The following is a 25,337-nucleotide window of genomic DNA, read 5'->3' on the forward strand; positions in this document are numbered from 1 at the left end:
TTACTTGCCTACGCTGACGCCGTAGAACGAGTTCAGCGCGAACGGGCTGATCTTGAAGTCCTGCACCGTCTTGCGCATCGGCTGGTACACGGTGGAGTGGGCGATCGGGGTGATCGGCACCTGCTCCTTGAGGATGTGCTGGGCCTGCTTGTACAGCTCGGTGCGCTTGGCCTGGTCGGGGGTGCGCTTGGCATCCTTGATCAGCTTGTCGTAGGCCGGGTCGCACCACTTGGAGAAGTTGTTGCCGTCCACGGCGTCGCAACCGTAGAGGGTGCCCAGCCAGTTGTCCGGGTCACCGTTGTCGCCGCTCCAGCCGATCAGCATGGCGTCGTGCTCGCCGCCCTTGGCGCGCTTGATGTACTCGCCCCACTCGTAGGTGACGATCTTCGCCTTGATACCGACCTTGGCCCAGTCGGACTGCAGCATCTCGGCCATCAGCTTGGCGTTGGGGTTGTAGGGGCGCTGCACCGGCATGGCCCACAGGGTGATCTCGGTGCCTTCGGCCACGCCGGCCTTCTTCAGCAGTTCCTTGGCCTTTTCCGGGTTGTAGCCGGCGTCCTTGATGGTGTCGTCGTAGGACCACTGGGTTGGCGGCATGCCGTTCACGGCCAGTTGGCCGGCGCCCTGGTAGACGGCGTCGATGATTGCCTTCTTGTTCACCGCCATGTCCAGCGCCTCGCGCACTTCAAGCTTGTCGAACGGTTTGTGCAGGACGTTGTAGGCGATGTAGCCGAGGTTGAAGCCCGGCTGCGACGGCATGTTCAGGTTCGCATCCTTCTTCAGCGCTTCCAGGTCGGCCGGGCGCGGGAAGAGGGTGATCTGGCACTCGTTGGCCTTGAGCTTCTGCATGCGCACCGAGGCGTCGGTGTTGATGGCGAAGATCAGGTTGTCGATCTTCACCTCGCCCTTGTTCCAGTAGTCCGGGTTGGCCTTGAAGCGGATCATCGCGTCCTTCTGGTAGCGACTGAACACGAACGGACCGGTGCCGATCGGCTTCTGGTTGATATCGGCGGCCTTGCCCTGCTTGAGCAACTGGTCGGCGTATTCTCCGGACTGGATCGAGGCGAAGCTCATGGCCAGGTTCTGGATGAACGCGGCGTCGACTTCATTGAGGGTGAACTTGACGGTGTGGTCGTCGACCTTCTCCACCTTGGCGATGTTCGCGTCCATGCCCATGTCGGTGAAGTAGGGGAATTCGGTCTGGTACGCCTTACGGAACGGGTGGTTCTTGTCGAGCATGCGGTTGAAGGTGAACAGCACGTCGTCGGCGTTGAACTCGCGGGTCGGCTTGAAGTAGTCGGTGGTGTGGAACTTCACGCCGGAACGCAGGTGGAAGGTGTAGGTCTTGCCGTCATCGGATACGTCCCACTTTTCCGCCAGGCCCGGGATGACCTGGGTGCCGCCGCGCTCGAACTGGGTGAGGCGGTTGAAGACCGTCTCGGCCGAGGCGTCGAAGTCGGTGCCGGTGGTGTACTGGCCGGGGTCGAAGCCCGCGGGGCTGCCTTCGGAGCAGTAGACCAGGTTGTTGGCGGCGTGGGCGAGCGGGGCGCTGGCGATCAGCCCAGCGGCAATCATGGAGCGGATGACGGCGTTCTTACGCATACGGACCTCTGTTTATTCTGGTTGTCATCGAGGGGCAGCCTCGTGAGCTGCGTTGCGTGAAGCTATGCACGGCACATGCCGGGCGCAAGCGGTCGACCGGGGTGAGTGTAGAAGTTGTGACGCGGGTGCAAGGGAATGTCGCAATTTCGACAATGGGAACCGTGCGGTCGGGTGGCGGCGCCCCGGTCCGAAGGAGGCGCCGCGCTGGAGGAGAGCGTAGGTGTTACGGCATCTGCACCTCGATCGTGCCGTCGGCGCTGACGGTGACCTGGCTGGTGCCGGCTTCGATTTCCTGGGCCGGGGCGCCGCCGTAGCTGTCGGCCTTCATCGCCGCCATGCGCATCACCGGCATGGGGTGCGGCGCACCGGATGTGTTCAGGTTCAGGCTGACCAGCTTGTAACCCTTGCCGCCGAGCGCGTCGGTGAGGACCTGGGCGCGGGCCTTGAAGGCATCCACGGCGCCTTTCATCATCGCGTCCTCATTCTTCGCGCGGGTGGCGTCGGCGATGCTGAAGTTCATGCTGCCCATCTTCAGCTTGCCCAGCAGGTCGGCACTGAGCTGGGAGAGGGCGGCGAAGTCGGTGCTTTCCAGGCGGATTTCCGCGCGCTCGCGCCAGGCGGTGATCTTCTGCCCCTTGTCGTCATACACCGGGTAGCTGCTGCGGCTGCCCAGGCTGACAGTCACGCCTTTCACCTTGCGCGCCTGCTCGACCGCCGCGTTCATCGCGGTGGTGGTCTCGGCGGCGAGCTTGGCCGGGTCGGTGCCCTGGCCTTCGCTGAACAGGGTCACGTGCATCAGGTCGTGGGCGACTTCCTGGCTGACCTCGGCGCGCAGCGAAACCTGGTTGTAGCGAGGTTCGTCTGCCAGGGCTCCCAGGCTGGTGGCGCACAGGGCGATGGCGGCGGCGATGGCGGTGAAGGGTTTCTTCAGTACAGACATGGATGACTCCTTGCTCCAGAAAATGTCCGGGCCACAGCTTAGTAGAGGCAGTGGCGAGAACTGTCAGACCCTTTGACGAGGAAGGGTTCGGATTCGGGTTAATGACCGATGTCACCAATTGTTTCGGGCTGGGGCGGCCGTCACAGGGCGCGCTGGAGTATGCTGTGGCGCTATGCCGCATTAAGGGGAGGGGGCTCTTGGCTATACTCGCGCAAATTCCGGAATTCACCATGCGCCCACCGGTTTTCCAGCTGTCCGCCAGTCGTCAGAACCTTCTGCATCTGACGCTCATCCGTATTCTCGTCCTTGCCGCCCAGGCCGGTTCCGTCGGGCTCGCCTACAAGGCCCAGCTGATCCAGCTGCCCTGGCTGGCGCTCGGCGTGACCATCGGCGTCTCCCTCGTGCTGTGTCTGGGTACTGCGCTGCGCCTGCGCGGTCCGTGGCCGGTCACCGAGCTCGAGTACGCCGTCCAACTCGCCTGCGACCTGGTCATCCACAGCGTGCTGCTCTATTACTCGGGCGGTTCGAGCAACCCCTTCGTCTCCTATTACCTGGTGCCGCTGACCATCGCCGCGGCGACCTTGCCGTGGCTCTACACCATCGCCCTGGCCGGCCTCGCGCTGGCCAGCTATACGGTGCTGCTGGTGTGGTTCCACCCGCTGGAGATGGCGGCCGGGCAGCGCGACAACCTGCTGATCTACGGGATGTGGCTGAGCTTCGCGCTGGCCGCCGCGCTGATCACTTTCTTCGTTGCCCGCATGTCCGAGTCGCTGCGCCGCCAGGAACAGTTGCAGGCCCAGCGCCGCGAGGAAGGCATGCGCGACCAGCAACTGCTGGCCGTTGCCACCCAGGCCGCCGGCGCTGCCCATGAGCTGGGCACGCCCCTGGCGACCATGAGCGTATTGCTCAAGGAATTGCGCCAGACCAATGCGGACCAGCCGATGTTGCAGGAAGATCTCGCCCTGCTGCAGGAGCAGGTCAAGCTCTGCAAGACTACTCTTCAGCACCTGGTACGCGCCGCCGAGGCGGATCGTCGCCAGGCGGTGGAAGAGCAGGGCGCCAACGAATGGGTCGAGTCGGTGCTGCGTCGCTGGCACCTGATGCGCCCCGAGGCGAGCTATCGCTACCAGACGCTGGGCAAGGGCAAGGCGCCGCGGATGACTCCGCCGACCGACCTGAGCCAGGCGCTGCTGAATCTTCTGAATAACGCGACGGACGCCTGTCCGGACGATCTGGACATCCGCCTGGACTGGGATGCCGGTGAAATCTGCCTGAGCATCCGCGACCAGGGCCCGGGCGTGCCGCTGGCGATTGCCGAACAGCTCGGCAAGCCGTTCTTCACCACCAAGGGCAAGGGCTTTGGCCTGGGGTTGTTCCTCAGTCAGGCCAGCGTGACCCGCGCGGGTGGAACGGTGAAGTTGTATAACCATGAAGATGGCGGCACTCTGACCGAGTTGCGTCTGCCCAGAAGCTATGGCGTGGCCTGATAGCCGCGCCCGCGAGGAAGTACCATGAGCGAAGAGATCCTGTTCGAAGGCGAAGAGCAGCCCCACCTGCTGCTGGTGGACGACGATGCCACCTTTACCCGCGTCATGGCCCGAGCCATGACCCGCCGCGGGTTGCGGGTGTCGGTCGCCGGCTCCGCCGAGGAAGGCCTGGCCATGGCCAAGGAAGATCTGCCCGACTACGCCGTGCTGGACCTGAAGATGGACGGCGACTCCGGCCTGGTGCTGCTGCCCAAGCTGCTCGAGCTCGACGCCGAGATGCGCGTGGTGATCCTCACCGGCTATTCCAGCATCGCCACCGCGGTGGAAGCCATCAAGCGCGGCGCCACCAACTACCTGTGCAAACCAGCCGATGCCGACGATGTGCTCACTGCACTGCTGTCGCAACATGCCGACCTGGAATCCCTGGTGCCGGAAAACCCCATGTCGGTGGATCGTCTGCAGTGGGAACATATCCAGCGCGTGCTTGCCGAACATGACGGCAACATCTCCGCGACCGCTCGAGCGCTGGGTATGCACCGGCGCACATTGCAACGTAAGCTGCAGAAGCGCCCGGTGAGGCGTTAAGCGATCGATAAGACAAAGGAGCGCCAATGAGCGCTCCTTTTTATTTCCAGCCGTGCGAGCCGACCCCATGACCGACAGCGCCGAGTACCGGGCCGCGAACGACGCCGTTCGCAGCCGCTTCTTCCACCGAGTCTGGCAACTCACCGCGCCCTACTGGCGCAGCGAAGAGAAGGGCATGGCCTGGTTGCTGCTGATCGTGGTGATCGCCCTGTCGCTGGTCGGCGTGGCCCTCAGCGTCTGGCTCAACAGCTGGTACCGCGACTTCTACAACGCCCTGCAGAACAAGGACCTGAAGAGCTTCATCCACCTGATGCTGATGTTCTGCGGCATCGCCGCGGTGTTCATCCTCACCGCGGTGTACCGGCTGTACCTCACCCAGATGCTCACCATCCGCTGGCGCCGCTGGCTAACGGAGAAGCACTTCGCCGCCTGGCTGGGCGACAAGAACTACTACCGCCTGGAGCAGCGTGGGAACACCGACAACCCCGACCAGCGTCTTTCCGAAGACCTCAACAGCTTCACCGACACCACCCTGACCCTTGGTCTGGGGCTGATCCGCAACATCGTCAGCCTGGTGTCCTTCTCGGTCATTCTCTGGGGCGTATCCGGCAGCATCGAGCTCTTCGGTATCAGCATTCCCGGCTACATGTTCTGGGCGGCACTGCTCTACGCCGCGGTCGGCAGCTGGTTGACGCACCTCATCGCACGCCGCCTGATCGGTCTGAACAACCGCCAGCAACGCTACGAGGCGGACCTGCGTTTCGGCCTGGTGCGGGTGCGCGAGAACGCCGAAAGCATCGCCCTGTACAACGGCGAGGCCAACGAGAGCGCCCGCCTGATGGGCCGCTTCCGCAACGTCTGGAGCAATTTCTGGGAACTGATGAAGGTGCAGAAGCGCCTGACCTTCTTCAGCTCAGGCTACGCCCAGATCGCCACCGTGTTTCCCTTCATCGTCGCCGCGCCGCGCTACTTCTCCGGGCAGATCCAGCTCGGCGAACTCATGCAGATCAACTCCGCCTTCGGCAACGTGCAGGACGGCCTGAGCTGGTTCATCGACGCCTACGCCAGCCTCGCCAGCTGGCGCGCCACCTGCGACCGTCTGCTGAGCTTCCGCGAGACCATGGACGAGACTGCCCATGAGTCCGCCAACATCGACGTGCGCAAGACCGGTGACAACTTGCAACTGCACAACCTCACCCTGAGCCTGGGCAACGGCCGAGAGTTGCTGCAGCCCACCAGCCTGGAGCTGAACCCCGGCGAGCACGTGCTGATCGGCGGCCCCTCCGGCGGCGGCAAGAGCACCCTGTTGCGCGCCATGAGCGGCCTCTGGCGCTATGGCAGCGGCGTGGTGCAGATGCCTGACGCACGCAGCCTGTTCGTCCCGCAGAAACCCTATCTGCCCATCGGCACCCTGGCCGAGGCGCTGAGCTATCCGGAGTCAGGCGATCGCCACGCCCCTGAGCAGCTGAAGCAGGTGCTGCACCTGTGCCGCCTGGATTCGCTGGTGCCGCGTCTGGATGACGCCGATCACTGGCAGCGCGTGCTCTCGCCGGGCGAGCAGCAGCGCTTGGCCATCGCCCGCGCGCTGCTCTACGCACCGCAGTGGCTGTTCCTCGACGAAGCCACCTCCGCGCTCGATGAATCCGACGAAGCCGCGCTCTATCAGGTGCTGCTCGAGCAGTTGCCGGGGGTGACGCTGGTCAGCATTGGCCACCGGGTCAGCCTGAAGCGATTCCACTCGCGCCAACTGCGCCTGGAGGAGCATCGTTTGCAGGAGATCGAGTCCGTTTTACCGGCGTAGTGGCAGTTTGATTCACTGGGATAATGTGATCCTGTTAGTGGGAAACATCTGAAAGTCTTCTCAGACAAGATGATTTCTTCTTATTTATTTACATTTTTCAGTGTTTAGCCGCTGCGAAGTTTTCAAGAACAGGTACCCTGTGCACCCCGGCGGCCACCCGCCGGGCCGAATGCAATTCACTGGTACCGCTATGAAATCCCTTTCCCCGTCACGCCAAGCCCTGACCCGCTCGGACCTGCGCCTGGTCGACCCGCGCCGGATCGTGGTGATCGGTGGCTGCGTGGCCGTATTGTTCGCTGTTGCGGCCTTCGCCGGCGGCATCTGGGTCGGTCGGGTCAACCTCGCGCCGGCGCCGATGCCGGTCGCTGCCCCGGCCGAGCCGGCGGCGGAAGACGACTCCGGCGAACGCTTCGCCGCGGAGCGCATCGGCGACCTGGCCGGTCGCCTGCAGGTACTGGAAAAGGACGCGACCTATCTGCTCCAGGCCGTCGACAGTCACGAGGAAATCGCCCGCAAGCTGGCCAAGGTCGATCCGGAACTGGTACCCAAGCCCAAGGCCGCGGCAAAGGTCGCGGCGTCCGGCAAAGGCGAGGGCGGCATCCTCCTGCCTCCGCGTCCCTGTGCCGAGCCGCTGCCCGGCTCGACCGACGATCTGCAGCAGGGCGAGCGCTCGGCGAAATGCCTGCGCCGGGTCTTCGACCTGCTGATGGATCAGGTGGCCCGCCGCAATGCCGATTTCATGGCGATTCCAGCGCGCCGGCCGGTCGAGCAGGCGCGCCTGGGCTCGCCCTTCGGCAACCGATTCGACCCCTTCAATCATCACCTGGCCTTCCATTCCGGGCAGGACTTCTCCGCGCCCACCGGCAGCCCGATCCACGCGGCCGCGGGAGGGCGCGTGATCGTGGCGGGGCCGAACCCCTCCTATGGCAATCGGGTGGAAATCGACCACGGCAACGGCCTGGTGACCCGCTACGCCCACGCTTCCAAGCTGGAGGTGAAAGTCGGCGACGTCGTGCTGCCGGGGCAGGAAATCGCCAAGGTCGGCTCCACCGGGCGTTCCACCGGCCCGCACCTGCACTTCGAAGTGCTCTACCACGGCGAGTTCGTCGACCCACAGAACTTCCTCTCGCTAGGGGGAATGGAGATCGATAGCGATGGCATGGCCACGGACTAGAAAGCCTTCTACCCGCGACCTGCTACGCGCCGACCATTCGCCCCATGCTCCCCGTGGCTCGGCATGGTTCGGCCGCCTGCTGGCGCTGTTCGTCCTGCTGGCGGCGGTGCTGGCGGGCCTGTGGTTCGTGCGCGGGCTGGACGACAGCCAGGGCCAGAAACACGCCGATGAGCTGCATGCGCTGCAGGAACAGGTCGTGCAACTGACCGCCGAACTGGAGGAAAAGCGCATGCAGGGCGAGGAGGACCGCGCCAACCGTGAACAACTGATGCGCCGCATCGATTCGATGTCGGCCGAGATCAAGAAACTCAAGACCGAGCTGGCCTTCTACCGCCAGCAGAAACCTGGCAAGTAGTCCGCGCGAGGAAATTCGATGTTCAGCAACAGCAAGAAAAAAGGGCCGCAGGTGACGGTGGACAAGTTCTCCAGCCTGTTGTCCGGCAACGTCGCTCTGGTAGGAGACATTCAGTTCGAGGACGGCCTGAAGGTCCTCGGCACGGTGAAGGGCAACGTAATCCACAAGCCCGGCGCGGCCAGCCTGCTGGCGCTCAGTGCGGAAGGCCGAATCGAGGGTAATGTCAGCAGTTATGATGCGCTGATCGACGGCACCATCGTCGGCGACCTGTACGTCGAGCACCTGCTGGAGTTGCATTCCAATGCGCGGGTAATGGGCAATATCCAGTATCGCCAACTGAGCATGGAGAATGGCGCCACCGTCGACGGCAAGCTGACCCGCGTGGCCGAGGGCGACGTGACCAGGTCTACGGAATACCCGGCGCTGGCCCACGAGGAAGAGGGCGAAGCCTGATTTGCCCCGGCGCGGTGGGTACTTAGCTTGCTATGATTGTCGCCCCCACCGCCCAGACCCTCCCGCCCCATGCTCGCACTCCTGCTCCAGACCTTCAGCATCACCGCCCCGGTCTTCGCCATGCTGTTCCTCGGAGTGCTGCTGCGCCGCGTGGGGGCGATCAACCCGGAATTCATCCAGACGGCGTCGGCGCTGGTGTTCAACGCCACCATGCCGGCGATGCTGTTCCTCGGCATCTACCACTCCGATCTGCACAGTGCGGCGCGCCCCGAAGTGCTGCTGTACTTCTGCGCGGCGACCCTGGTGGGCTTCCTGCTGGCCTGGGGCTGGGCCGTCTGGCGGGTGCCGCGCGAGGAGCGCGGCGTCTACGTGCAGGGTTCATTCCGCGGCAACAACGGCATCATCGGTCTGGCGCTGGCCACCAGTCTCTATGGCGACCACGGCCTGGCGCTGGGCTCGGTCCTCGCTGCGCTGGTGATCCTCTGCTACAACACGCTGTCCTCGGTGGTGCTGGCGATCTACAGCCCGAGCATGAAGTCCGACCCGCTGAGCATCGCCCGCAATGTCATCTGCAATCCGCTGATCATCAGCGTACTGGCGGCGCTGCCGTTCTCCTGGTTCGGTATCGGCCTGCCGAAGTGGCTGCTGACCTCCGCTGACTACTTCGCCCAGATGACCCTGCCGCTGGCGCTGGTGTGCATCGGCGGCACCCTGTCGCTGGCCTCGCTGCGCGAAAGCGGTGGGCTGGCGATCAGCGCGAGCCTGATGAAGATGGTCTGGCTGCCGCTGATCTGCACCTCCGTCGCCTGGGCATTGGGCTTCCGCGGCGCCGAACTGGGCGTGCTGTTCCTCTATTTCGCCAGCCCCACGGCGGCGGCCAGCTATGTCATGGCCCGTGCGGCCAATGGCAATCACGAGCTGGCGGCGTCGATCATCGTCATCACCACCCTGGTGGCGGCGCTGACGACCAACATCGGCATCTTTGTCCTGCAGTGGGGCGGCTGGATGTGACTCGGGGGAAGTCGAGATTCTTCCAATGGGTGTTGCGAAAAAGGCTATTCAGTTTGTAGGAAATTTCTGAAAGATCGCCTTGGGCCGCAACGCCGCGCTAACGCCGTTCCGCGCGTCGACAAGACCGGTTACATTTGGCTCCCCCCGCTATGCACGATCAAGGAATGTTCATGCAGCTCATGCGTCGGATGGTTCGTGCCGTCTTTTTTCTGTCAGCCAGTCTCCTGGCTGCGACGGTCGCTGCCGAGCCGAGTGCGGACCTTTCCAGCCCTGCCGCCGGCTGGCGCTATTCGGGCCTGACCGATGATCCCAGCGTGCCCCGCGTGGCCTATCCCACGCCACCCATCGACCGGGGCGGTTCCCGTGGCCGCAGCCTGATCGAGGGCCACCTGCGCGAAGTGGCCGGCGTCGACCGTGCCCAGCGCCTGGTGGTCAACGGCAATCCGCTCCCTCTCTACACCGACGGCGAAGGCAGGTTTGTCCGTCCGTACAACTTCGGCGCCGGCAGCAACAGCGTCGAGGTGGCCAGCGCCGAGGGCAAATCCCTCAAGCGCATCCAGTTCTACGAGGCCAACAACCACCGGGTCGCGCCGCGCCTGCGCCTGGCGCTGGGGTGGAACGACCCCAAGGCCGAGCTCGACCTGCATATCGTCACGCCCGACGGCCAGCATGCCTTCTGGGCGCGGCCGCGCCTGAGCAATGGCGGCGGCCTCGACCCGGACGGCGTCGATGGCCCCGGTCCGGAAATGTTCACCATGGCCGCGCCGCTGCACGGCACCTACCTGGTCTACGTGAACTACTGGGGCAACTACAACGCCAGCCAGGGTTACAACTTCCAGGAAGGCAACCACGAGCAGGACGTGATCACCGCCGAGATCAACCTGGTGTTCAACGAAAATACCGTCAACGAGAAGCGCGAGACCTTCGTGGTGCCGATGCGCACCATCGGTGATCTGGTGCTGGTGAAGACCTTCAACTACTGAATTCGCCCCTCGCAGGGATGACACGGGACAAGCGATCCATGAGCGACAATACGCCCTCCAGCAGCCAAGACAGCACCTCCACGCCGACGCCGGCCCAGGCCCCGGGCCGTGGTCCGCTGATCGCCATCGGCGCGCTCGCCGCCGCGCTGGTCGCCGGTGGCCTGGCCCTGGCCTTCGGCTTGATCCCGGCTTTCCATTCGGCGCCGGTGGGGACCCTGGAAGCGCCGGAAAGCCCGGAAGTGGTCCGCGACCTCAAGCGCCCCGACGCGCTGATCGAGAGTGCCTCCCTCAGCCAGTTGCCCAAGGCCGTGCTGGAAGTGCCGCTGCTGCGCGACGTGCTCACCGAGGACTTCGTCTTCTACTACGAGAACAACGCCGACCGCCTGGGCCTGACCGGCACCCTGCGGCGCATCGTCTACGAACACGACCTGACCCTGAAGGACAGCGTGATCGAGGAACTGCTCGACCAGCCGGCCCAGGTCGCCCTGTGGCGCGGTGCCGATGGCCGTCTGCGCGACTTCATGGTGGTGCTCAAGCGCGGCGGCCTGGCCAAGGTGCTGGAGCCGCTGGCCAGGATCGCGGCCGATGACAGCCAGCTGAAGAAGGTCGCGGAAATCCAGGTGAAGAGCAGCGCCACGCCGGTCTACAGCCTGCGCTATGGCGCCGAGAAGACCCTGCTGTTCGTCTCCCGTGGCGACCAGATGCTGGTTCTGTCGAACCCGAAAATGCTCTTCCCCAACCCGGATTACGACAACTTGGGCGAGCCCGATGCCGCCGTCGCCAAGGACCTGGGCAGCGCGCTGGAAGGCGAGCCATTGTTCGCCAAGGACTTCTCCCTGGAACCGCGTGGCGAGCTGAAGCAGCGCATCACCCTGGGCGCCGGTGTTCTCGCCATGGGCTACCAGCGCTTCATCCCAACCTTCGCTGGCGTGCGCTTCGAACAGGGCAAGGACGGCTGGCACAGCTACCTGGCGCTCAACGAGGTTGCCCGCCAGCCGGACCTGGACTTCACCCCTGTCTGGCAGGCCATGCCCATGGGCGCCAGCGCCTGCGTCGCGCTGCCGGTCACGCCGGGCCTGTACGACAACATGCTGGTGAAGCTGGGCGCCGAGCAGAAGATGGCAGCCGCCTTCTCCGAGCACCTCTCCGGCGCTGCCGGCCTGTGCTGGTACCCGGACTCGCGCCTGCACTCGCCGCTGCTCGCGGTGAAGCTCGACGCGCCGGCCAGCCCCGAGCTGGACGAGCAACTGGGCAAGCTGTTCGGCAGCATGATCGGCGCCTACGAGGCCAACTTGGAGGCCGGCGCCTTCGAGGTTGAAAGTCGTGCCGAGGGCGAAGGTCGCTTGTGGCAGCGTCAGGTCAGCTCACGCTTCGGCCAGTACCCGGCCAGCGAGGCGGAGAATCCCGATCAGGTCAGCGGCAACGGCTTCTTCCGCGTCAGCCTGCTGCGCGATGGCAACACCCTGCTGTTCTCCATCGACGACAAGCTGCTCGACAAGGCCCGCAACACTCTGGCCAAGCGCTACCCGCCGCTGGCCGACGTGCTGCCCAAGGACGCCCTGGTGCCCGCGTACCTGGCGCCCAAGACGCTGTCCGCACTGCTCCAGCGCGAGACCCTCGACAGCCTGCCGCAGGACATCGAGCCGGTATTCCGCAACGCCGCCGACACGCTGCTCCTGCCGCGCCTGAAGACTCTCGCCGGCAACGGCTCCTACGCCCTGACCCTGCCGGCTGGCAGCGAGCCCAGCGGTGAGTGGGAGTGGTTGCCGCTGGAATGGAAGGCGCTGTGATCCGCAAACCCCTCATGCTGCTGGCCAGTCTGCTTGTCGCCACGCTGGCGCACGCAACGGAGCCGGCGCTGGATGCGCAGCAGACCCAGGTGTTCCGCGCCTGGTTCGTGCGCATCGCCGAGGAGCAGCTGCGTCGCGGGCCGAACCCGCGCTGGTACCAGCAGGACTGCGCCGGCCTCGTGCGCTTCGCCGCCAACGAGGCGCTGAAGGTGCATGACGCCAAGTGGCTGCGCGCCAACGGCATGTCCAACCGCTACCTGCCGCCGGAGCTGGAACTGTCCGACGCACAGCGCAATCTCGCGCAGACCTGGCAGCAGGGCGGCGGCAAGACCGGCCCCTACGTCAACGCGATCAAACTCATTCAATACAACAGCCAGCTCGTTGGTCGCGACCTCAACCAGGCGCGTCCCGGCGACCTGATGTTCTTCGACCAGGGCGATGACCAGCATCTGATGATCTGGATGGGCCGCGACATCGCTTATCACACCGGCACTCGTACGGCGACCGACAACGGCATGCGCTCGGTCAGCCTGCAACAACTCATGACATGGAAGGACACCCGATGGATACCCGACGAATCCAATCCCAACTTTATCGGCGTCTATCGCTTGTCCTTCCTGACCCGATGAACGCGCTGCGCGGCATTGCCGCTGCCCTGGCCTGCGCCGGCCTGTTCGCCGCCGCGCCCGCGATCGTGCAGGCGGACGATGACGTCCCGGCGAGCAACTACGCGCCCATGGCTGGCGAGTCGTTCTTCCTGCTCGCCGACTCAAGCTTCGCTTCCGACGAGGTGGCCAAGGTGCGCCTGGAAGCGCCAGGCCGTGACTACCGCCGCTACCGCATGGAGCCATACGGTGGCGCGGATATCCGCGTCTACCGCATCGACAAGCCGCTGGACTTCCTCAAGCGCCAGAAGAACCTGCACCGCGTGCTGTCCGAAGGGCAGTTCAAGGGCGAGGGCCTGTCCAACACCCTGGCCTACCTGTGGGACAACTGGTACCGCAAGTCGCGCCGGGTGATGCAGCGGACCTTCTCCTACGAGTCGCGCCAGCAGGTCACCGAGGTGGTGCCCGAGCTGAAGATGGGCAATGCCATGAGCGCGCCGACGCCCTATGACGCGCAGCCGCAGTACGCGCCGATTCCCGGCCTGCCGATGGTCAGCCAGTTCCGCTATCCATTGTGGGACGCCAAACCGATCCAGCCGCCGAAGGAAGTCAGCCTCGCCGGCTCTTCCAGCGAGTTCATCAATGTCGCACCGGGCAACGTCTACGTGCCGCTGGGCAAGCTGAAGCCCGGCCTGTACCTGGTCGAGGCGCTGGTCGGCAAATACCGCGCGACCACCGTGGTATTCGTCTCCAACAGCGTTGCGGTGAGCAAGATCGCCGGCAATGAGCTGCTGGTGTGGACCGCGCGCAAGCACGAAGGCACGCCAGTGGGCGGCGCCAAGGTGCTGTGGACCGATGGTCTGGGCGTGATGAGCAGCGGCAGCAGCGACGCCGACGGCCTGCTGCGCCTGCAGCACGTCAGCCCCGAGCGCTCCTTCGTGATCGGCGAGGACGAGGAGGGTGGCGTCTTCGTCTCCGAGAACTTCTACTACGACAGCGAAATCTACGACACCAAACTCTACGCCTTCACCGACCGCCCGCTGTACCGTCCGGGCGACTGGGTATCGCTGAAGATCGTCGGTCGCGAATTCAAGAACTCTCGCGAGTCGCAGTCGCCGCAGAGCGCGCCGCTGCGCCTGTCGGTGATCGACGCCGCCGGCACCACGCTGCAGACCCTCGACCTCAAGTACGACGCCAGGAGCGGCACCAATGGCCGCTTCCAGCTGCCGGCCAACGCCGTCGCCGGCGGCTACGAGCTGCGCTTCGACTACCGCGACCAGACCTACAGCAGCGCCTTCCGCGTCGCCGAGTACATCAAGCCGCACTTCGAGATTTCCCTCGACCTGGCCAAGCCGGACTTCAAGACCGGCGAGCCGGTGAAGGGCAACCTGATCCTGCTCTACCCGGACGGCAAGCCGGTGGCCAATGCGCGCCTGGAGCTGAGCCTGCGCGCCCAGCAGCTGTCGATGGTGGACAACGAGCTGCAGTACCTCGGCCAGTTCCCCGTGGAGCTGACCAGCGCACAGATCACCACCGACGAGCAGGGCCGCGCCGCGCTGGACCTGCCGGCGGCGGAGAAACCCAGCCGCTACATGCTCACCGTGTTCGCCAGCGATGGCGCCGCGTACCGCGTGAAGACCAGCAAGGAAATCCTCATCGAGCGTGGCGCCGCGCGCTACCGCGTGAGCGCGCCGCAGCGCTTCAGCGCCGCCGGTGACAAGGTCGAGTTCAGCTACGCCGCCGAACAGCAGACCCAGATCCAGCCCACAGCCTACCGCTGGCTACGCCTGGAAGACCGCAGCAGCGGCGACGGCGCAGTCGAAGGCGGCAAGTTCGCCATTACCTTCGACAAGCCCGGCACCTACAGCGTCGAGCTGCGCGACAAGGCCGGTCAACTGCTCGGCGGTACCGGCCACTCGGTCAGCGGCGATGGCGTGAAGGCCGTCCCGGGCACCGTGGAAATCGTCCTCGACAAGGCCGAGTACCAGACCGGCGAAGAAGCCTTGGCGCTGATCACCTTCCCCGAGCCGGTGGACGACGCGCTGTTGTCGCTGGAGCGCGACAAGGTCGAGGCCACCGCGCTGCTGTCCAAGGGCGGCGACTGGCTGAAGCTGGAAAAGCTCAACCCGACCCAGTACCGCGCCCGCATTCCGGTGAAGGCCGAGTTCTCGCCGAACCTGACCTTCTCCGTGCTCTACACCCGCAGCGGTGACTACAGCTTCCAGAACGCCGGCATCAAGGTCGCCGTGCCGCAGGTGGAGATCGCCGTCAGCACCGACAAGGAGCGCTACGAGCCGGGCGAGACGGTCACCGTCAACCTCGACACCGCCTACGCTGGCAAGCCTGTCTCCAGCCACCTCACCGTGAGTGTGGTGGACGAGATGATCTACGCACTGCAGCCGGAGATCGCGCCGGGTATCGACCAGTTCTTCTACCACCCGCGCCGCAACAACGTGCGCACCAGTGCCAGCCTCGCGTTCATCAGCTACGACGTGGCACTGCCCGGTTCGCCCAGCGCGCCCGGCCGCGCCAACCGCAGCGAGCGTGGCGTGAAGGTGCTGGAGCGCCCGCGCCGCGAGGAAGTCGACACCGCAGCCTGGGAGCCGGAACTGGTCACCGACGCCAACGGCAAGGCCCAGTTCAAGTTCCGCATGCCCGACTCCCTGACCCGCTGGCGCATCACCGCCCGTGCCATGGATGACCAGGGGCAGGTCGGCCAGAAGAAGCAGTTCATTCGCTCTGAGAAGCCGCTTTATCTGAAGTGGAGTGGCCCGAAACGCTTCCGCACGGGCGATGCGCCGGACCTGGGACTGTTCGTCTTCAACCAGGGCGAGCAGGACACCAAGGCCGAGTTGCTGATCCGCGCCAATGGCGCGGAGAAGACTCAGGCGCTGGACCTCAAGCGTGGCGTCAACTACATCGCCCTGCCGCAACAGCCGCTCAGCGATGGCGACTGGAGCGTCGAACTGCGTCAGGAAGGCCAGGTGCGCGACAGCCTCGGTGTGCACTTCAGCCTCGTGGCGGACAGCTGGCAGGTGCTGCAGTCCAGGCCGCTGCAGGTCAACGCGCAGAACACCCCGCTGCAGCTGCCGGCAGATGCCCGCGACGTCAGCCTGCGCCTGGATGACAGCGCCCAGGCCCTGCTGCGCGGCAATCTCGACTCGCTGCTCGACTACCCCTGGGGGGGCGTCGAGCAGACCGCCAGCCAATTGCTGCCGCTGAGTGTGGCCTACCCGATGCTGGCCAACGGCGAGCCGCGTGTGCGCGACCGCCTGCGGCTGATCATGCAGACCAGCCGCCTGCGCCTGGTGCAGATGGCCGGCCCGGACGCCTACTTCACCTGGTGGGGCGGCGAAGACTACGACGCCTTCCTCACCGCCTATGCCTACTACGCCGACTGGCACGCCAGCCGCGCCCTGGAAATCCAGCTGCCGCCGGACCACTGGCAGCGCGTCCTGGAGCTTTACTCCGCACGCGCCAGCGCCACGCCGCTGCTGCAGCGCGCGCTGATCCTGGCCTTTGCCCGCGACATGAAGTTGCCGGTGCAGACCCTGGTCAGCGGCCTGCTCACTGACCTGGAGAACGCCGGCAACGGCGAGGCGGCGAAGTCGGTGAACGACTTCGACAGCGACGACAGCCTGGTCATGGGCCAGCCGGACTCCGAGCTGGGCCTGGCAGTGGCCCGTGTACTGACGGCCAGCCTGGCCGAGCAGAACAAGGTTGCGCTGCCGTCCGGGTTCGCCAGGCAACTGGATGGTGCGCGCCTGAAGCTCAATACCAGCGACCAGCCGTTCGCCCGTGCCGTGCAGCTCTACAGCGGTACTGTCGATGCCAGCCGTGCCCGCGCCCTGCTGCAGAGCCTGGCGCCGCAGCAATCCACCGTCGAACGCGCCCTGGCGCTGACCTGGATGCAGCGCGCCGTGGCCGATGCCCCGGCTGCCGAGCTGCCCAAACCGGTCGCGGACTGGAAGGAAAGCCACAGCACTACCGGCGATGCCTTCTGGCAATGGCAGGGCAAGGACGTGCCTGCGCAGCTGGACCTGAGCGCCGCGCCTTCGCGTCCGCTCAACGCTTCCGTGACCTTCCGCAGCGCCGAAGCGCCGGCCAGCCAGCTGCCCGTGACCATCAAGCGCCGCCTGCTGCGCCTGGTGCCGGGCGAGGACGCCTTCGCCTTCAGCGCCGAGGAACTGGGCGACAAGCCGCTGTCCAGCGACGAGCTGTACCTGGATGAAGTGACCCTGACCACCGAGCAGGCCCAAGCGCTGCGCTACGGCATGCTGGAAGTACCGCTGCCGCCGGGCGCGGACGTCGAGCGCACCACCTGGGGCCTGCAGATCAGCGGCCTGGGCGGTGTCGAGGCGACCAGCCTGGAGCGCGCCCGCAACGAGCCGGGTGACCTGTTCTATGGCGTGCCGGTGGACACCCTGGGCGGCGAGCTGCGCTTCCGTCATCTGGTTCGCTTCTCGCAGAAGGGCGAATTCGTCCTGCCGCCGGCGCGTTACCAGCGCCTCTATGCGCCGCAGGAGCAGGCGCTGGAGCAGCAGCCGGCCCTGGCGAAGATCAAGGTTCAGTAATCGATGCGCGCGCGTCTGGTCGGGCTGATCCTGCTGTTGCCGCTGAGTGCCCTCGCGGCGCCCGGCTCGCAAGAGCAGGCGCAGCTGGCCTGGCGCACCGCGCAGGGCGACGAACTGCTGCGGCTCGGGCCGCAGCAGGTGCTTGATCGCCAGCCATTGCCGGCCGACCTGCATGCTCCGCTGGGCAGCCTGTGGAAGCTGTTCGTCTACGCCTGGCTGAACGACACCGAGCAGCAGGAGCCGGCTTATCAGTGCCGCGGCGAAAGCAAGGAAGAGGTGTATTGCTGCACGGCGGGGCAGAGCATCGAGCGCGACGCCGCGCTGGTGAAATCCTGCGGCCTGTACTTCCAGCCGCAGCGCCTGGGCATCGATGCTGCGGTCTGGCAGCAATATTGGCAGGCCCGCCACGCGCCGGCCTGGATCGCCCAGCTGGACAAGCTGGCGCCGCAGACCCAAGTACCGGTCGCCGAACTGCTCGATCAACTGCAGCACCTGCCGGCCCAGGAGCAGGCGCGCAAGGTGCTGCTCGATGTCAGCCTGGCCGCCGACGAAGGCCGCGCACCTGCCGCTTTGGGTGGGCGCCTGCGGGTGAAGACCTGGAGTTGGGATGAAGGCGGTCGGCGCGAGGGCGGCTTCGCCGGTTGGCTGGTCGACGGCACGCCGCTCTGGGCGCGCGGGCCGGGCACCAGCAAGACAGTGCTGGCCGGGTACGGCAACGCCATCGGTGCCGCGCTGCCGGCGCCGTGGCCCAGCGATCCGGGGCGTTGCGTCGAAGTCGGGCTGTTCAGCCGCTATCCGCTGAAAGAGGTCTACGACGTGCGCAATCAGCCCGCCGCCGAAGGCCTGCTGGCGGGCCGGCAGAATGTGTTGTTCGCCAATGGCGTTCGACTCGACGTGAACAGCAGCGGCGACCTTTTCCTCGAGCGCGATGCGCAGGGGCCGCGCCTGACTGCCCGCCTGTCCCGCGAGGAGTACGTCGCCCGCGTGCTCGACCGCGAGGCTTCCGCCACGCCGCCGGAAGCGGCCAAGGCGCTGGCGGTGACCATCCGCACTTATCTCTTGCAGAACGGCGCCCCGCGCGGCGACTGCCTGAGCATCGACGACAGCAGCCAGCGCCAGCGTGTGGCACCGCGCCCGGCCAGCGACGCGGCGCGTGGCATAGCGGCCTGGACGACTGATCTGGTGCTGGCTGGCGGCACCGTCACCTACCACTCGGACGAGGCGGGGCAGTCGAAGCTGTCCTGGCGCGACGCCCAGGAGCAGGCCGCCAAGGGCCTGCGCTATGACGCGATCCTCGCCCGCGCCTTCCCGCGCACCAGCCTGAGCCGCTGGAGCAACCCGACAGCCGCCTGCCAGTCGTTGCCCGAGGCCGAGCGCTGGCTGAAGGCGCAACGCCGCGACTGGCACCCACGCCTGGAAACCGAGGCAGGCTATGAGGAACTGCAGTCCTTCGCCGTGTGCCGCCTGAGCAGTGGCCGGCCCTACGTCGACCGCGAACGCCAGCGCATCTATGTGCGCGGTCTTTACTCCCAGCAGGATCGCCTCGACCTGGCTCATGAATACCTGCACCTGGCCTTCCAGGCGCACCCCAATGGACAAGACGAGGGCTACGTGGAAAGCCTGGCCCGTCGCCTGATACTGGAATGATCAGCATGAAACTCGCCCACGTGCTCCGCCTATCCCTGCTCGCCAGCCTGATCCCGCTGGGCGCGCAGGCCGCCGAATCGCCGATCAGCCTGGATACCCCGCTGGGGGGCTGGCGCTCGGGCGATGGCGACAAGGCCGACTTCCGGCAGACGGTGAACTACCCGGCGTCCTCGGTGAACTCGCGGGAAGACCAGTCCGATACCGCGCGCATCCGCGGTGAAATCCGTGGCTTGCCCAAGGACAGCAAGGACCCGGCGCGCCTGGTGGTCAACGGCGTGGCCATGCCGATGCGGGTGGAGAGCGACGGCAAGTTCGACCGGCCGTTCGCCTTCCCGGCGGGCTCCAACAGCGTCGAGGTCGTCAGCCCGGACGGCCAGCAGCGCAAGCGCGTGCAGTTTTACCATGGCGGCGGCGGTGGCGAGGTAGCGGCCAAGCTGCGAGTCATGCTGTCGTGGGACTCGGACAACACCGACCTCGACCTGCACCTCGTGACGCCCGATGGTGGGCACGTCTGGTACGGCAACCGCTCGCTGCCCAATGGCGCGGCCCAGGACGTCGACGTGACCACCGGCTACGGCCCGGAAATCATCGCCAGCCCGACCCCGCTCAAGGGCCAGTACCTGGTCTACGTGAACTACTACGGCGGTGGCTGGAGTTCGGATGAAAGCTCCGGCGACGTGAACGCGGCCAAGCCGCTGACCACGGCGCAGGTGACCATCGTCACGGAGGAGGGGACGGTGAACGAGAAGCAGGAGTCCTTCCTGATCCCGATGCGCCAGCCGGGTGAGCTGACGCTGGTGAAACGGTTCAGTTATCCGTAATGGCGGGAACCGTCGGCCCTGCCGACTGATCGCGGGCGTGGCCCGCTCCTGCAGGTTGGGCCGCAGTAACCGGGAAACGCCGAAGTGCAGCGCCCACCTGTAGGAGCGCGCTCTGCCCGCGAACAGCGCCGGATGGCGCAACTGAAGGTCAGGCCTTCTGATCCGCCTGCCAAGCGTCGATGACTTCCTGCGCCGCACGGAAGGCATCGATGGCCGCCGGAACACCGGCATAGACCGCGCAATGCAGCAGCGCTTCGCGAATCTCTTCCACCGTGCAGCCGTTGTTCAGAGCGCCGCGCACGTGGCCTTTCAGCTCCTGCGGGCACTTGAGCGCGGTCAGCGCGGCCAGGGTGATCAGGCTGCGGGTCTTGCGCGGCAGGCCCTCGCGGTTCCACACGCCGCCCCAGGCGTGCTCGTTGACGAAGTCCTGCAGCGGCTGGGTGAACTCGGTGGCGTTGCCCAGCGCGCGGTCGACGAAGACGTCGCCCATCACTTCACGGCGGACCTGCTCGCCGGCCTTGCGGTTGTCATTGCTCATTCTGACTCCTTCAGAGACCTTCCAGGCGCACCGGCGCGGTGCCGGAACGCAGCATGTTGAGTTGTTCGGCGGCAGCCTTGGAGACGTCGATGATCCGCCCACGGCCGAACGGCCCGCGGTCGTTGATCCGGACCACGACGCTGCGGCCGTTGTCGAGGTTGGTCACCCGGACCCGCGTGCCGAAGGGCAGGGTGCGATGCGCGGCGGTCAGGGCGTTCTGGTTGAAGCGCTCGCCGCTGGCAGTGCGCTTGCCATGGTGCGCCTTGCCGTAATAGGACGCGGTGCCTTCGGCGCGGTAGCCGCGCCCGGAGACTTCCGAGTCGCTGTCATATGACGTGGTGCTACAGCCGGCCAGCAGGGCCAGGCAACCGATGAGGGCCATGGGTCGCAGCATCGAACCTCCGGACGAAAAAACGCCGGGCAAGCCCGGCGTCGTTGAAGTGTGGGCTCAGGCTTCGAGCTTCTTCTTCAGCAGTTCGTTCACTTGTGCCGGGTTGGCCTTGCCCTTGGCGGCTTTCATGGCCTGGCCGACGAAGAAGCCGAACATCTTGCCGCGCTTGGCTTCGTCGCTGGCGCGGTACTGTTCGACCTGCTCGGCGTTGGCCGCCAGCACGTCGTCCAGCAGCTTCTCGACGGCGCCCGAGTCGGTGTTCTGCACCAGGTCCTTGGCCTTGATGATCTCGTCGGGCGAGCCTTCACCTTCGGCCATGGCGGCGAACACGGTCTTGGCTGCCTTGCCGTTGATGGTGCCGTCCTTCAGGCGCAGGATCATGCCGCCCAGGTGCTCGGCGGAAACCGGCGACTGCTCGATTTCCAGGCCGTCCTTGTTGAGCAGGCTGGAAAGCTCGCCCATTACCCAGTTGGCCGCCAGCTTGGCGTCGGCGCAGATGCTCTGGACCTGTTCGAAGTAGTCGGCCATTTCGCGGCTGGCGGACAGCACGCTGGCGTCGTAGGCGGACAGGCCGTACTGGCTCTCGAAGCGCTCGCGCTTCTGGTCCGGCAGTTCCGGCAGTTGCGTGCGCAGTTCTTCGAGGAAGGCGCGCTCGATCACCACCGGCAGCAGATCCGGGCAGGGGAAGTAACGGTAGTCGTTGGCTTCTTCCTTGCTGCGCATGGAGCGCGTTTCGTCCTTGTTCGGGTCATACAGGCGGGTTTCCTGCACGACCTTGCCGCCGTCCTCGATCAGCTCGATCTGGCGCTGCACTTCGTGGTTGATCGCCTTCTCGATGAAACGGAAGGAGTTCACGTTCTTGATCTCGGCGCGGGTACCGAACTCGGCCTGGCCCTTCGGCCGTACCGAGACGTTGCAGTCGCAACGCAGCGAGCCTTCGGCCATGTTGCCGTCGCAGATGCCCAGGTAGCGCACCATGGCGTGGATCGCCTTGACGTAGGCCACGGCTTCCTTGGCGCTGCGGATGTCCGGCTCGGAGACGATCTCCAGCAGCGGAGTGCCGGCGCGGTTCAGGTCGATGCCGCTCATGCCGTGGAAGTCTTCGTGCAGGCTCTTGCCGGCGTCCTCTTCCAGGTGCGCGCGGGTGATCCCGACACGCTTGACGGTGCCGTCTTCCAGGGTGATGTCCAGATGGCCCTTGCCAACGATGGGGTGATCCATCTGGCTGGTCTGGTAGCCCTTGGGCAGGTCCGGGTAGAAGTAGTTCTTGCGCGCGAACACGTTGCGCTCGGCGATCTCGGCGTTGATCGCCAGGCCGAACTGACAGGCCATGCGCACGGCTTCCTGGTTCAGCACCGGCAGGGTGCCGGGCATGGCCAGGTCGACCAGGCTGGCCTGGGTGTTCGGGGCGGCGCCGAAGGTGGTGGCGCTACCGGAGAAGATCTTCGATTGGGTGGAGAGCTGTGCGTGGATTTCCAGCCCGATCACGGTTTCCCATTGCATGTGTGTCGTCCTCAGAATCCAGCCGGTGCTTGTTTGTGCCAGTCGCTGACCAGTTGGTACTGGTGCGCGACGTTGAGCAGGCGGCCTTCCTGGAAGTACGGCGCGAGCAGCTGGACACCCACCGGCAGGCCGTCGACGAAGCCGGCCGGCATGGACAGGCCCGGAATGCCGGCGAGGTTGGCGGTGATGGTGTAGATGTCTTCCAGGTACTGGGCGACCGGGTCGTTGTTCTTCTCGCCCAGTTTCCAGGCCGGGTTCGGCGTGGTCGGGCCGAGGATCACGTCGACTTCGGCGAAGGCGCTGGTGAAATCGTTCTTGATCAGACGACGAATTTTCTGAGCTTTCAGGTAATACGCGTCGTAGTAACCGGCGGAAAGCGCGTAGGTGCCGACCATGATGCGGTTCTTCACTTCAGCGCCGAAACCTTCGGCACGGGAGCGCTTGTACAGGTCCTGCAGGTCCTTCGGGTCTTCGCAACGGTAGCCGTAGCGAACGCCGTCGAAGCGCGAGAGGTTGGAGCTCGCTTCTGCGGGCGCGATCACATAATAGGCAGGGATCGCGTGCTGCATGTTCGGCAGGGAGATCTCCTTGACCACCGCGCCGAGCTGCTTGAGCTGCTCGACCACCTTCATCACCGCGTCGGCGATGCGGCTGTCCAGGCCGGCGCCGAAGTATTCCTTCGGCAGGCCGATGCGCAGGCCGGTCAGCGGCTTGGCCAGGGCGGCCAGGTAGTCGTCCACCGGCTGGTTGACGCAGGTGGAGTCCTTCGGATCGAAGCCGGCCATGGCGCCGAGCATCAGCGCGCAGTCCTCTGCGGTGCGGGCCAGCGGGCCGCCCTGATCGAGGCTGGAGGCGTAGGCGATCATGCCCCAGCGCGATACGCGGCCGTAGGTGGGCTTGATGCCGGTGAGGTTGGTCAGCGCGGCCGGCTGGCGGATCGAGCCGCCGGTGTCGGTGCCGGTGGCGGCCGGGATCAGGCGCGCGGCCACGGCGGCGGCGGAGCCACCGGAGGAGCCGCCCGGTACGCGGGAGGTATCCCAGGGGTTCTTCACCGGGCCGTAGTGGCTGGATTCGTTGGCCGAGCCCATGGCGAACTCGTCCATGTTCAGCTTGCCCAGGCTCACGGTGCCGGCGTCGGCCAGGCGCTCGACGACGGTGGCATCGTAGGGCGAGACGAAGGCGTCGAGAATCTTCGAGCCGCAGCTGGTGCGCACGCCCTGGGTGCAGAACAGGTCCTTGTGGGCGATCGGCGCGCCCAGCAGGGCCCCGGTCTCGCCTTTGGCGCGCCGCTCGTCGGCCGCCTTGGCCTGGGCCAGGGCGATCTCTTCGGTGACGGTGATGAAGCTGTTCAGCTGCGGGTCGAGCTGCTGGATGCGCGCGAGCAGGGCAGTGGCCAGTTCCTGGGCGGAGAATTGCTTGTCGGCGAGTCCGCGGGCGACTTCGGCGAGGGTCAATTGATGCAGCATATGTCCGTGTCCTTAGCGCTTACTCGATGACTTTCGGGACGAGGTAAAGGCCGTCTTCCACGGCCGGCGCGATGGCCTGGTAGGCTTCGCGGCGGTTCTCCTCGGTGACGGCGTCGGCGCGCAGGCGCTGCGTGGCTTCCAGCGGGTGGGCCAGGGGCTCTACGCCATCGGTGTCGACCGCCTGCATGGCATCGATCAGGCCGAGAATGTTGTTGAGGGTGTCGGTGGTGCGCGAAATGTCGGCTTCCTCCAGGCCCAGGCGGGCGAGGTGGGCGATCTTTTCCACGTCGGAGCGTTCAAGCGCCATCGGGGTCTCCAGCTAGAGCGGCCCGGTTCGAACTGGACCTGGCCGGAAGGAATTGAGGGGCAGGGAACAGAACCCGCGGCAGACGGTCGAAGGCCGCTGGGACGGGCCGGCAGGCCCGAAAAACGAGGAATCTAGCATAAATTGCCGCCTTGCCCAAAACCCCCGTCATTGTTAGAGTTTGCCGCACTTTTTTACCCGCGCACTTTTCACCCACGCGCCACCTATGGGTTTCTTTCCAATGTTCAAAAAACTGCGTGGCATGTTCTCCAGTGATCTGTCGATCGACCTGGGCACTGCCAATACCCTTATTTATGTGCGCGAGCGCGGCATCGTCCTGAACGAACCGTCCGTGGTCGCCATTCGTAGCCACGGCAGCCAGAAGAGCGTCGTAGCGGTCGGTACCGAAGCCAAGCGCATGCTGGGCCGTACCCCGGGCAACATTGCCGCCATTCGTCCGATGAAGGACGGCGTGATCGCCGACTTCAGCGTCTGCGAGAAGATGCTGCAGTACTTCATCAACAAGGTTCACGAGAACAGCTTCCTGCAGCCCAGCCCGCGTGTGCTGATCTGCGTGCCGTGCAAATCCACCCAGGTGGAACGCCGCGCCATCCGTGAATCGGCCCTGGGCGCTGGCGCCCGTGAGGTGTACCTGATCGAAGAGCCGATGGCTGCCGCCATCGGCGCCGGCCTGCCGGTGGAAGAGGCCCGTGGTTCCATGGTCGTCGACATCGGCGGCGGCACCACCGAGATCGCCCTGATCTCCCTCAACGGCGTGGTCTATGCCGAATCCGTCCGCGTCGGCGGCGACCGCTTCGACGAAGCCATCGTCACCTACGTGCGCCGCAACTACGGCAGCCTGATCGGTGAATCCACCGCCGAGCGCATCAAGCAGGAAATCGGCACCGCCTTCCCGGGCGGCGAAGTCCGCGAAGTCGACGTTCGTGGCCGTAACCTGGCCGAAGGCGTACCGCGCAGCTTCACCCTGAATTCCAACGAAGTGCTCGAAGCGCTGCAGGAATCCCTGGCGACCATCGTCCAGGCGGTCAAGAGCGCCCTGGAGCAGTCCCCGCCGGAACTGGCTTCGGACATCGCCGAGCGCGGCCTGGTGCTGACCGGTGGCGGCGCGCTGCTGCGCGACCTGGACAAGCTGTTGGCCCAGGAAACCGGCCTGCCGGTGATCGTCGCCGAAGACCCGCTGACCTGCGTCGCCCGTGGCGGCGGCAAGGCGCTGGAAATGATGGACCGTCATTCGATGGACCTGCTGTCCACCGAGTAAGTTGGACGTGGAGGTTGGTTGACGTTTC

The 25,337-nt window shown here is 65.8% G+C and carries 21 protein-coding genes; 14 read left to right on the forward strand and 7 right to left on the reverse strand.

The features are described from left to right. Entirely contained in the window at positions 1-1,602 is a 1,602-nt protein-coding gene (locus IB273_RS18160) for an ABC transporter substrate-binding protein (protein ID WP_151189453.1), read from the reverse strand. A 223-nt stretch (positions 1,603-1,825) separates the two neighbouring features. After that, complete coding sequence (locus IB273_RS18165; RefSeq protein ID WP_081517430.1) at positions 1,826-2,542, reverse strand: SIMPL domain-containing protein; 717 nt, start codon at positions 2,540-2,542, stop codon at positions 1,826-1,828. Between the two features lie 230 nt (positions 2,543-2,772). On the opposite strand from IB273_RS18165, the gene IB273_RS18170 reads away from it, so the two are divergent. From IB273_RS18170 to IB273_RS18230, 13 genes are all read left to right on the forward strand, one after another. After that, the gene (locus IB273_RS18170; RefSeq protein ID WP_045209553.1) at positions 2,773-4,029 is read left to right on the forward strand and encodes an ATP-binding protein; all 1,257 of its coding nucleotides are present in this window, start codon (positions 2,773-2,775) and stop codon (positions 4,027-4,029) included. Between the two features lie 24 nt (positions 4,030-4,053). Beyond that, complete coding sequence (locus IB273_RS18175; protein WP_081517431.1) at positions 4,054-4,614, forward strand: response regulator transcription factor; 561 nt, start codon at positions 4,054-4,056, stop codon at positions 4,612-4,614. A gap of 67 nt (positions 4,615-4,681) precedes the next feature. Continuing rightward, a complete protein-coding gene (locus tag IB273_RS18180) occupies positions 4,682-6,415 on the forward strand; it encodes an ABC transporter ATP-binding protein/permease (protein ID WP_192224706.1) in 1,734 nt (577 codons plus the stop codon). Positions 6,416-6,605: 190 nt separating this feature from the next. Then, entirely contained in the window at positions 6,606-7,589 is a 984-nt protein-coding gene (locus tag IB273_RS18185; RefSeq protein WP_081517432.1) for a M23 family metallopeptidase, read from the forward strand. Continuing rightward, a complete protein-coding gene (locus IB273_RS18190) occupies positions 7,570-7,944 on the forward strand; it encodes a hypothetical protein (RefSeq protein ID WP_225594718.1) in 375 nt (124 codons plus the stop codon). Before IB273_RS18185 ends, IB273_RS18190 begins: the two co-directional genes overlap by 20 nt. An 18-nt stretch (positions 7,945-7,962) precedes the next feature. Continuing rightward, positions 7,963-8,397, forward strand: coding sequence for a bactofilin family protein (locus tag IB273_RS18195; RefSeq protein WP_081517433.1), 435 nt, complete (start codon positions 7,963-7,965; stop codon positions 8,395-8,397). A gap of 69 nt (positions 8,398-8,466) precedes the next feature. Beyond that, positions 8,467-9,408, forward strand: coding sequence for an AEC family transporter (locus IB273_RS18200; protein WP_081517434.1), 942 nt, complete (start codon positions 8,467-8,469; stop codon positions 9,406-9,408). A 188-nt stretch (positions 9,409-9,596) separates the two neighbouring features. Next, on the forward strand, positions 9,597-10,391 hold the full coding sequence (locus IB273_RS18205) for a YfaP family protein (protein ID WP_081518162.1): 795 nt from the start codon (positions 9,597-9,599) through the stop codon (positions 10,389-10,391). 38 nt (positions 10,392-10,429) lie between these two features. After that, positions 10,430-12,181: a DUF2138 domain-containing protein gene (locus IB273_RS18210; protein ID WP_192224708.1), complete on the forward strand. Its 1,752-nt coding sequence runs from the start codon at positions 10,430-10,432 to the stop codon at positions 12,179-12,181. Positions 12,182-12,195: 14 nt separating this feature from the next. After that, positions 12,196-12,810, forward strand: a complete 615-nt coding sequence (locus IB273_RS18215) for a DUF1175 domain-containing protein (RefSeq protein WP_225594755.1) — start codon at positions 12,196-12,198, stop codon at positions 12,808-12,810. After that, positions 12,807-17,360 carry an alpha-2-macroglobulin family protein gene (locus tag IB273_RS18220; RefSeq protein WP_192224709.1) on the forward strand — a complete coding sequence of 1,518 codons (4,554 nt, stop codon included), beginning with the start codon at positions 12,807-12,809 and terminating at the stop codon, positions 17,358-17,360. Before IB273_RS18215 ends, IB273_RS18220 begins: the two co-directional genes overlap by 4 nt. Before the next feature lie 3 nt (positions 17,361-17,363). Next, positions 17,364-19,007: a DUF2300 domain-containing protein gene (locus tag IB273_RS18225; protein WP_192224710.1), complete on the forward strand. Its 1,644-nt coding sequence runs from the start codon at positions 17,364-17,366 to the stop codon at positions 19,005-19,007. Positions 19,008-19,012: 5 nt separating this feature from the next. Beyond that, positions 19,013-19,828: a YfaP family protein gene (locus tag IB273_RS18230; protein WP_081518163.1), complete on the forward strand. Its 816-nt coding sequence runs from the start codon at positions 19,013-19,015 to the stop codon at positions 19,826-19,828. A gap of 148 nt (positions 19,829-19,976) precedes the next feature. On the opposite strand, the gene IB273_RS18235 is transcribed toward IB273_RS18230, so the two are convergent. Genes IB273_RS18235 through gatC form a run of 5 tightly spaced genes read right to left on the reverse strand, consistent with a single transcriptional unit; the run spans position 19,977 to position 24,033 of the window. Beyond that, on the reverse strand, positions 19,977-20,366 hold the full coding sequence (locus tag IB273_RS18235; protein ID WP_037013645.1) for a carboxymuconolactone decarboxylase family protein: 390 nt from the start codon (positions 20,364-20,366) through the stop codon (positions 19,977-19,979). Between the two features lie 10 nt (positions 20,367-20,376). Next, on the reverse strand, positions 20,377-20,760 hold the full coding sequence (locus IB273_RS18240) for a septal ring lytic transglycosylase RlpA family protein (protein WP_081517440.1): 384 nt from the start codon (positions 20,758-20,760) through the stop codon (positions 20,377-20,379). Between the two features lie 54 nt (positions 20,761-20,814). Next, a complete protein-coding gene (gene gatB, locus IB273_RS18245; protein ID WP_081517441.1) occupies positions 20,815-22,260 on the reverse strand; it encodes an Asp-tRNA(Asn)/Glu-tRNA(Gln) amidotransferase subunit GatB in 1,446 nt (481 codons plus the stop codon). 11 nt (positions 22,261-22,271) lie between these two features. After that, positions 22,272-23,726, reverse strand: coding sequence for an Asp-tRNA(Asn)/Glu-tRNA(Gln) amidotransferase subunit GatA (gene gatA, locus IB273_RS18250; RefSeq protein WP_192224711.1), 1,455 nt, complete (start codon positions 23,724-23,726; stop codon positions 22,272-22,274). Between the two features lie 19 nt (positions 23,727-23,745). After that, positions 23,746-24,033: an Asp-tRNA(Asn)/Glu-tRNA(Gln) amidotransferase subunit GatC gene (gene gatC / locus IB273_RS18255; RefSeq protein WP_015475813.1), complete on the reverse strand. Its 288-nt coding sequence runs from the start codon at positions 24,031-24,033 to the stop codon at positions 23,746-23,748. Between the two features lie 238 nt (positions 24,034-24,271). Between gatC and mreB the strand changes: the two genes are divergently transcribed. Further along, positions 24,272-25,309 carry a rod shape-determining protein MreB gene (gene mreB, locus IB273_RS18260; RefSeq protein WP_017518164.1) on the forward strand — a complete coding sequence of 346 codons (1,038 nt, stop codon included), beginning with the start codon at positions 24,272-24,274 and terminating at the stop codon, positions 25,307-25,309. Positions 25,310-25,337: the final 28 nt, after the last annotated feature.

This window comes from Pseudomonas sp. PDM19 (assembly GCF_014852215.1).
In the GTDB taxonomy this organism is placed as follows: Bacteria; Pseudomonadota; Gammaproteobacteria; order Pseudomonadales; family Pseudomonadaceae; genus Pseudomonas.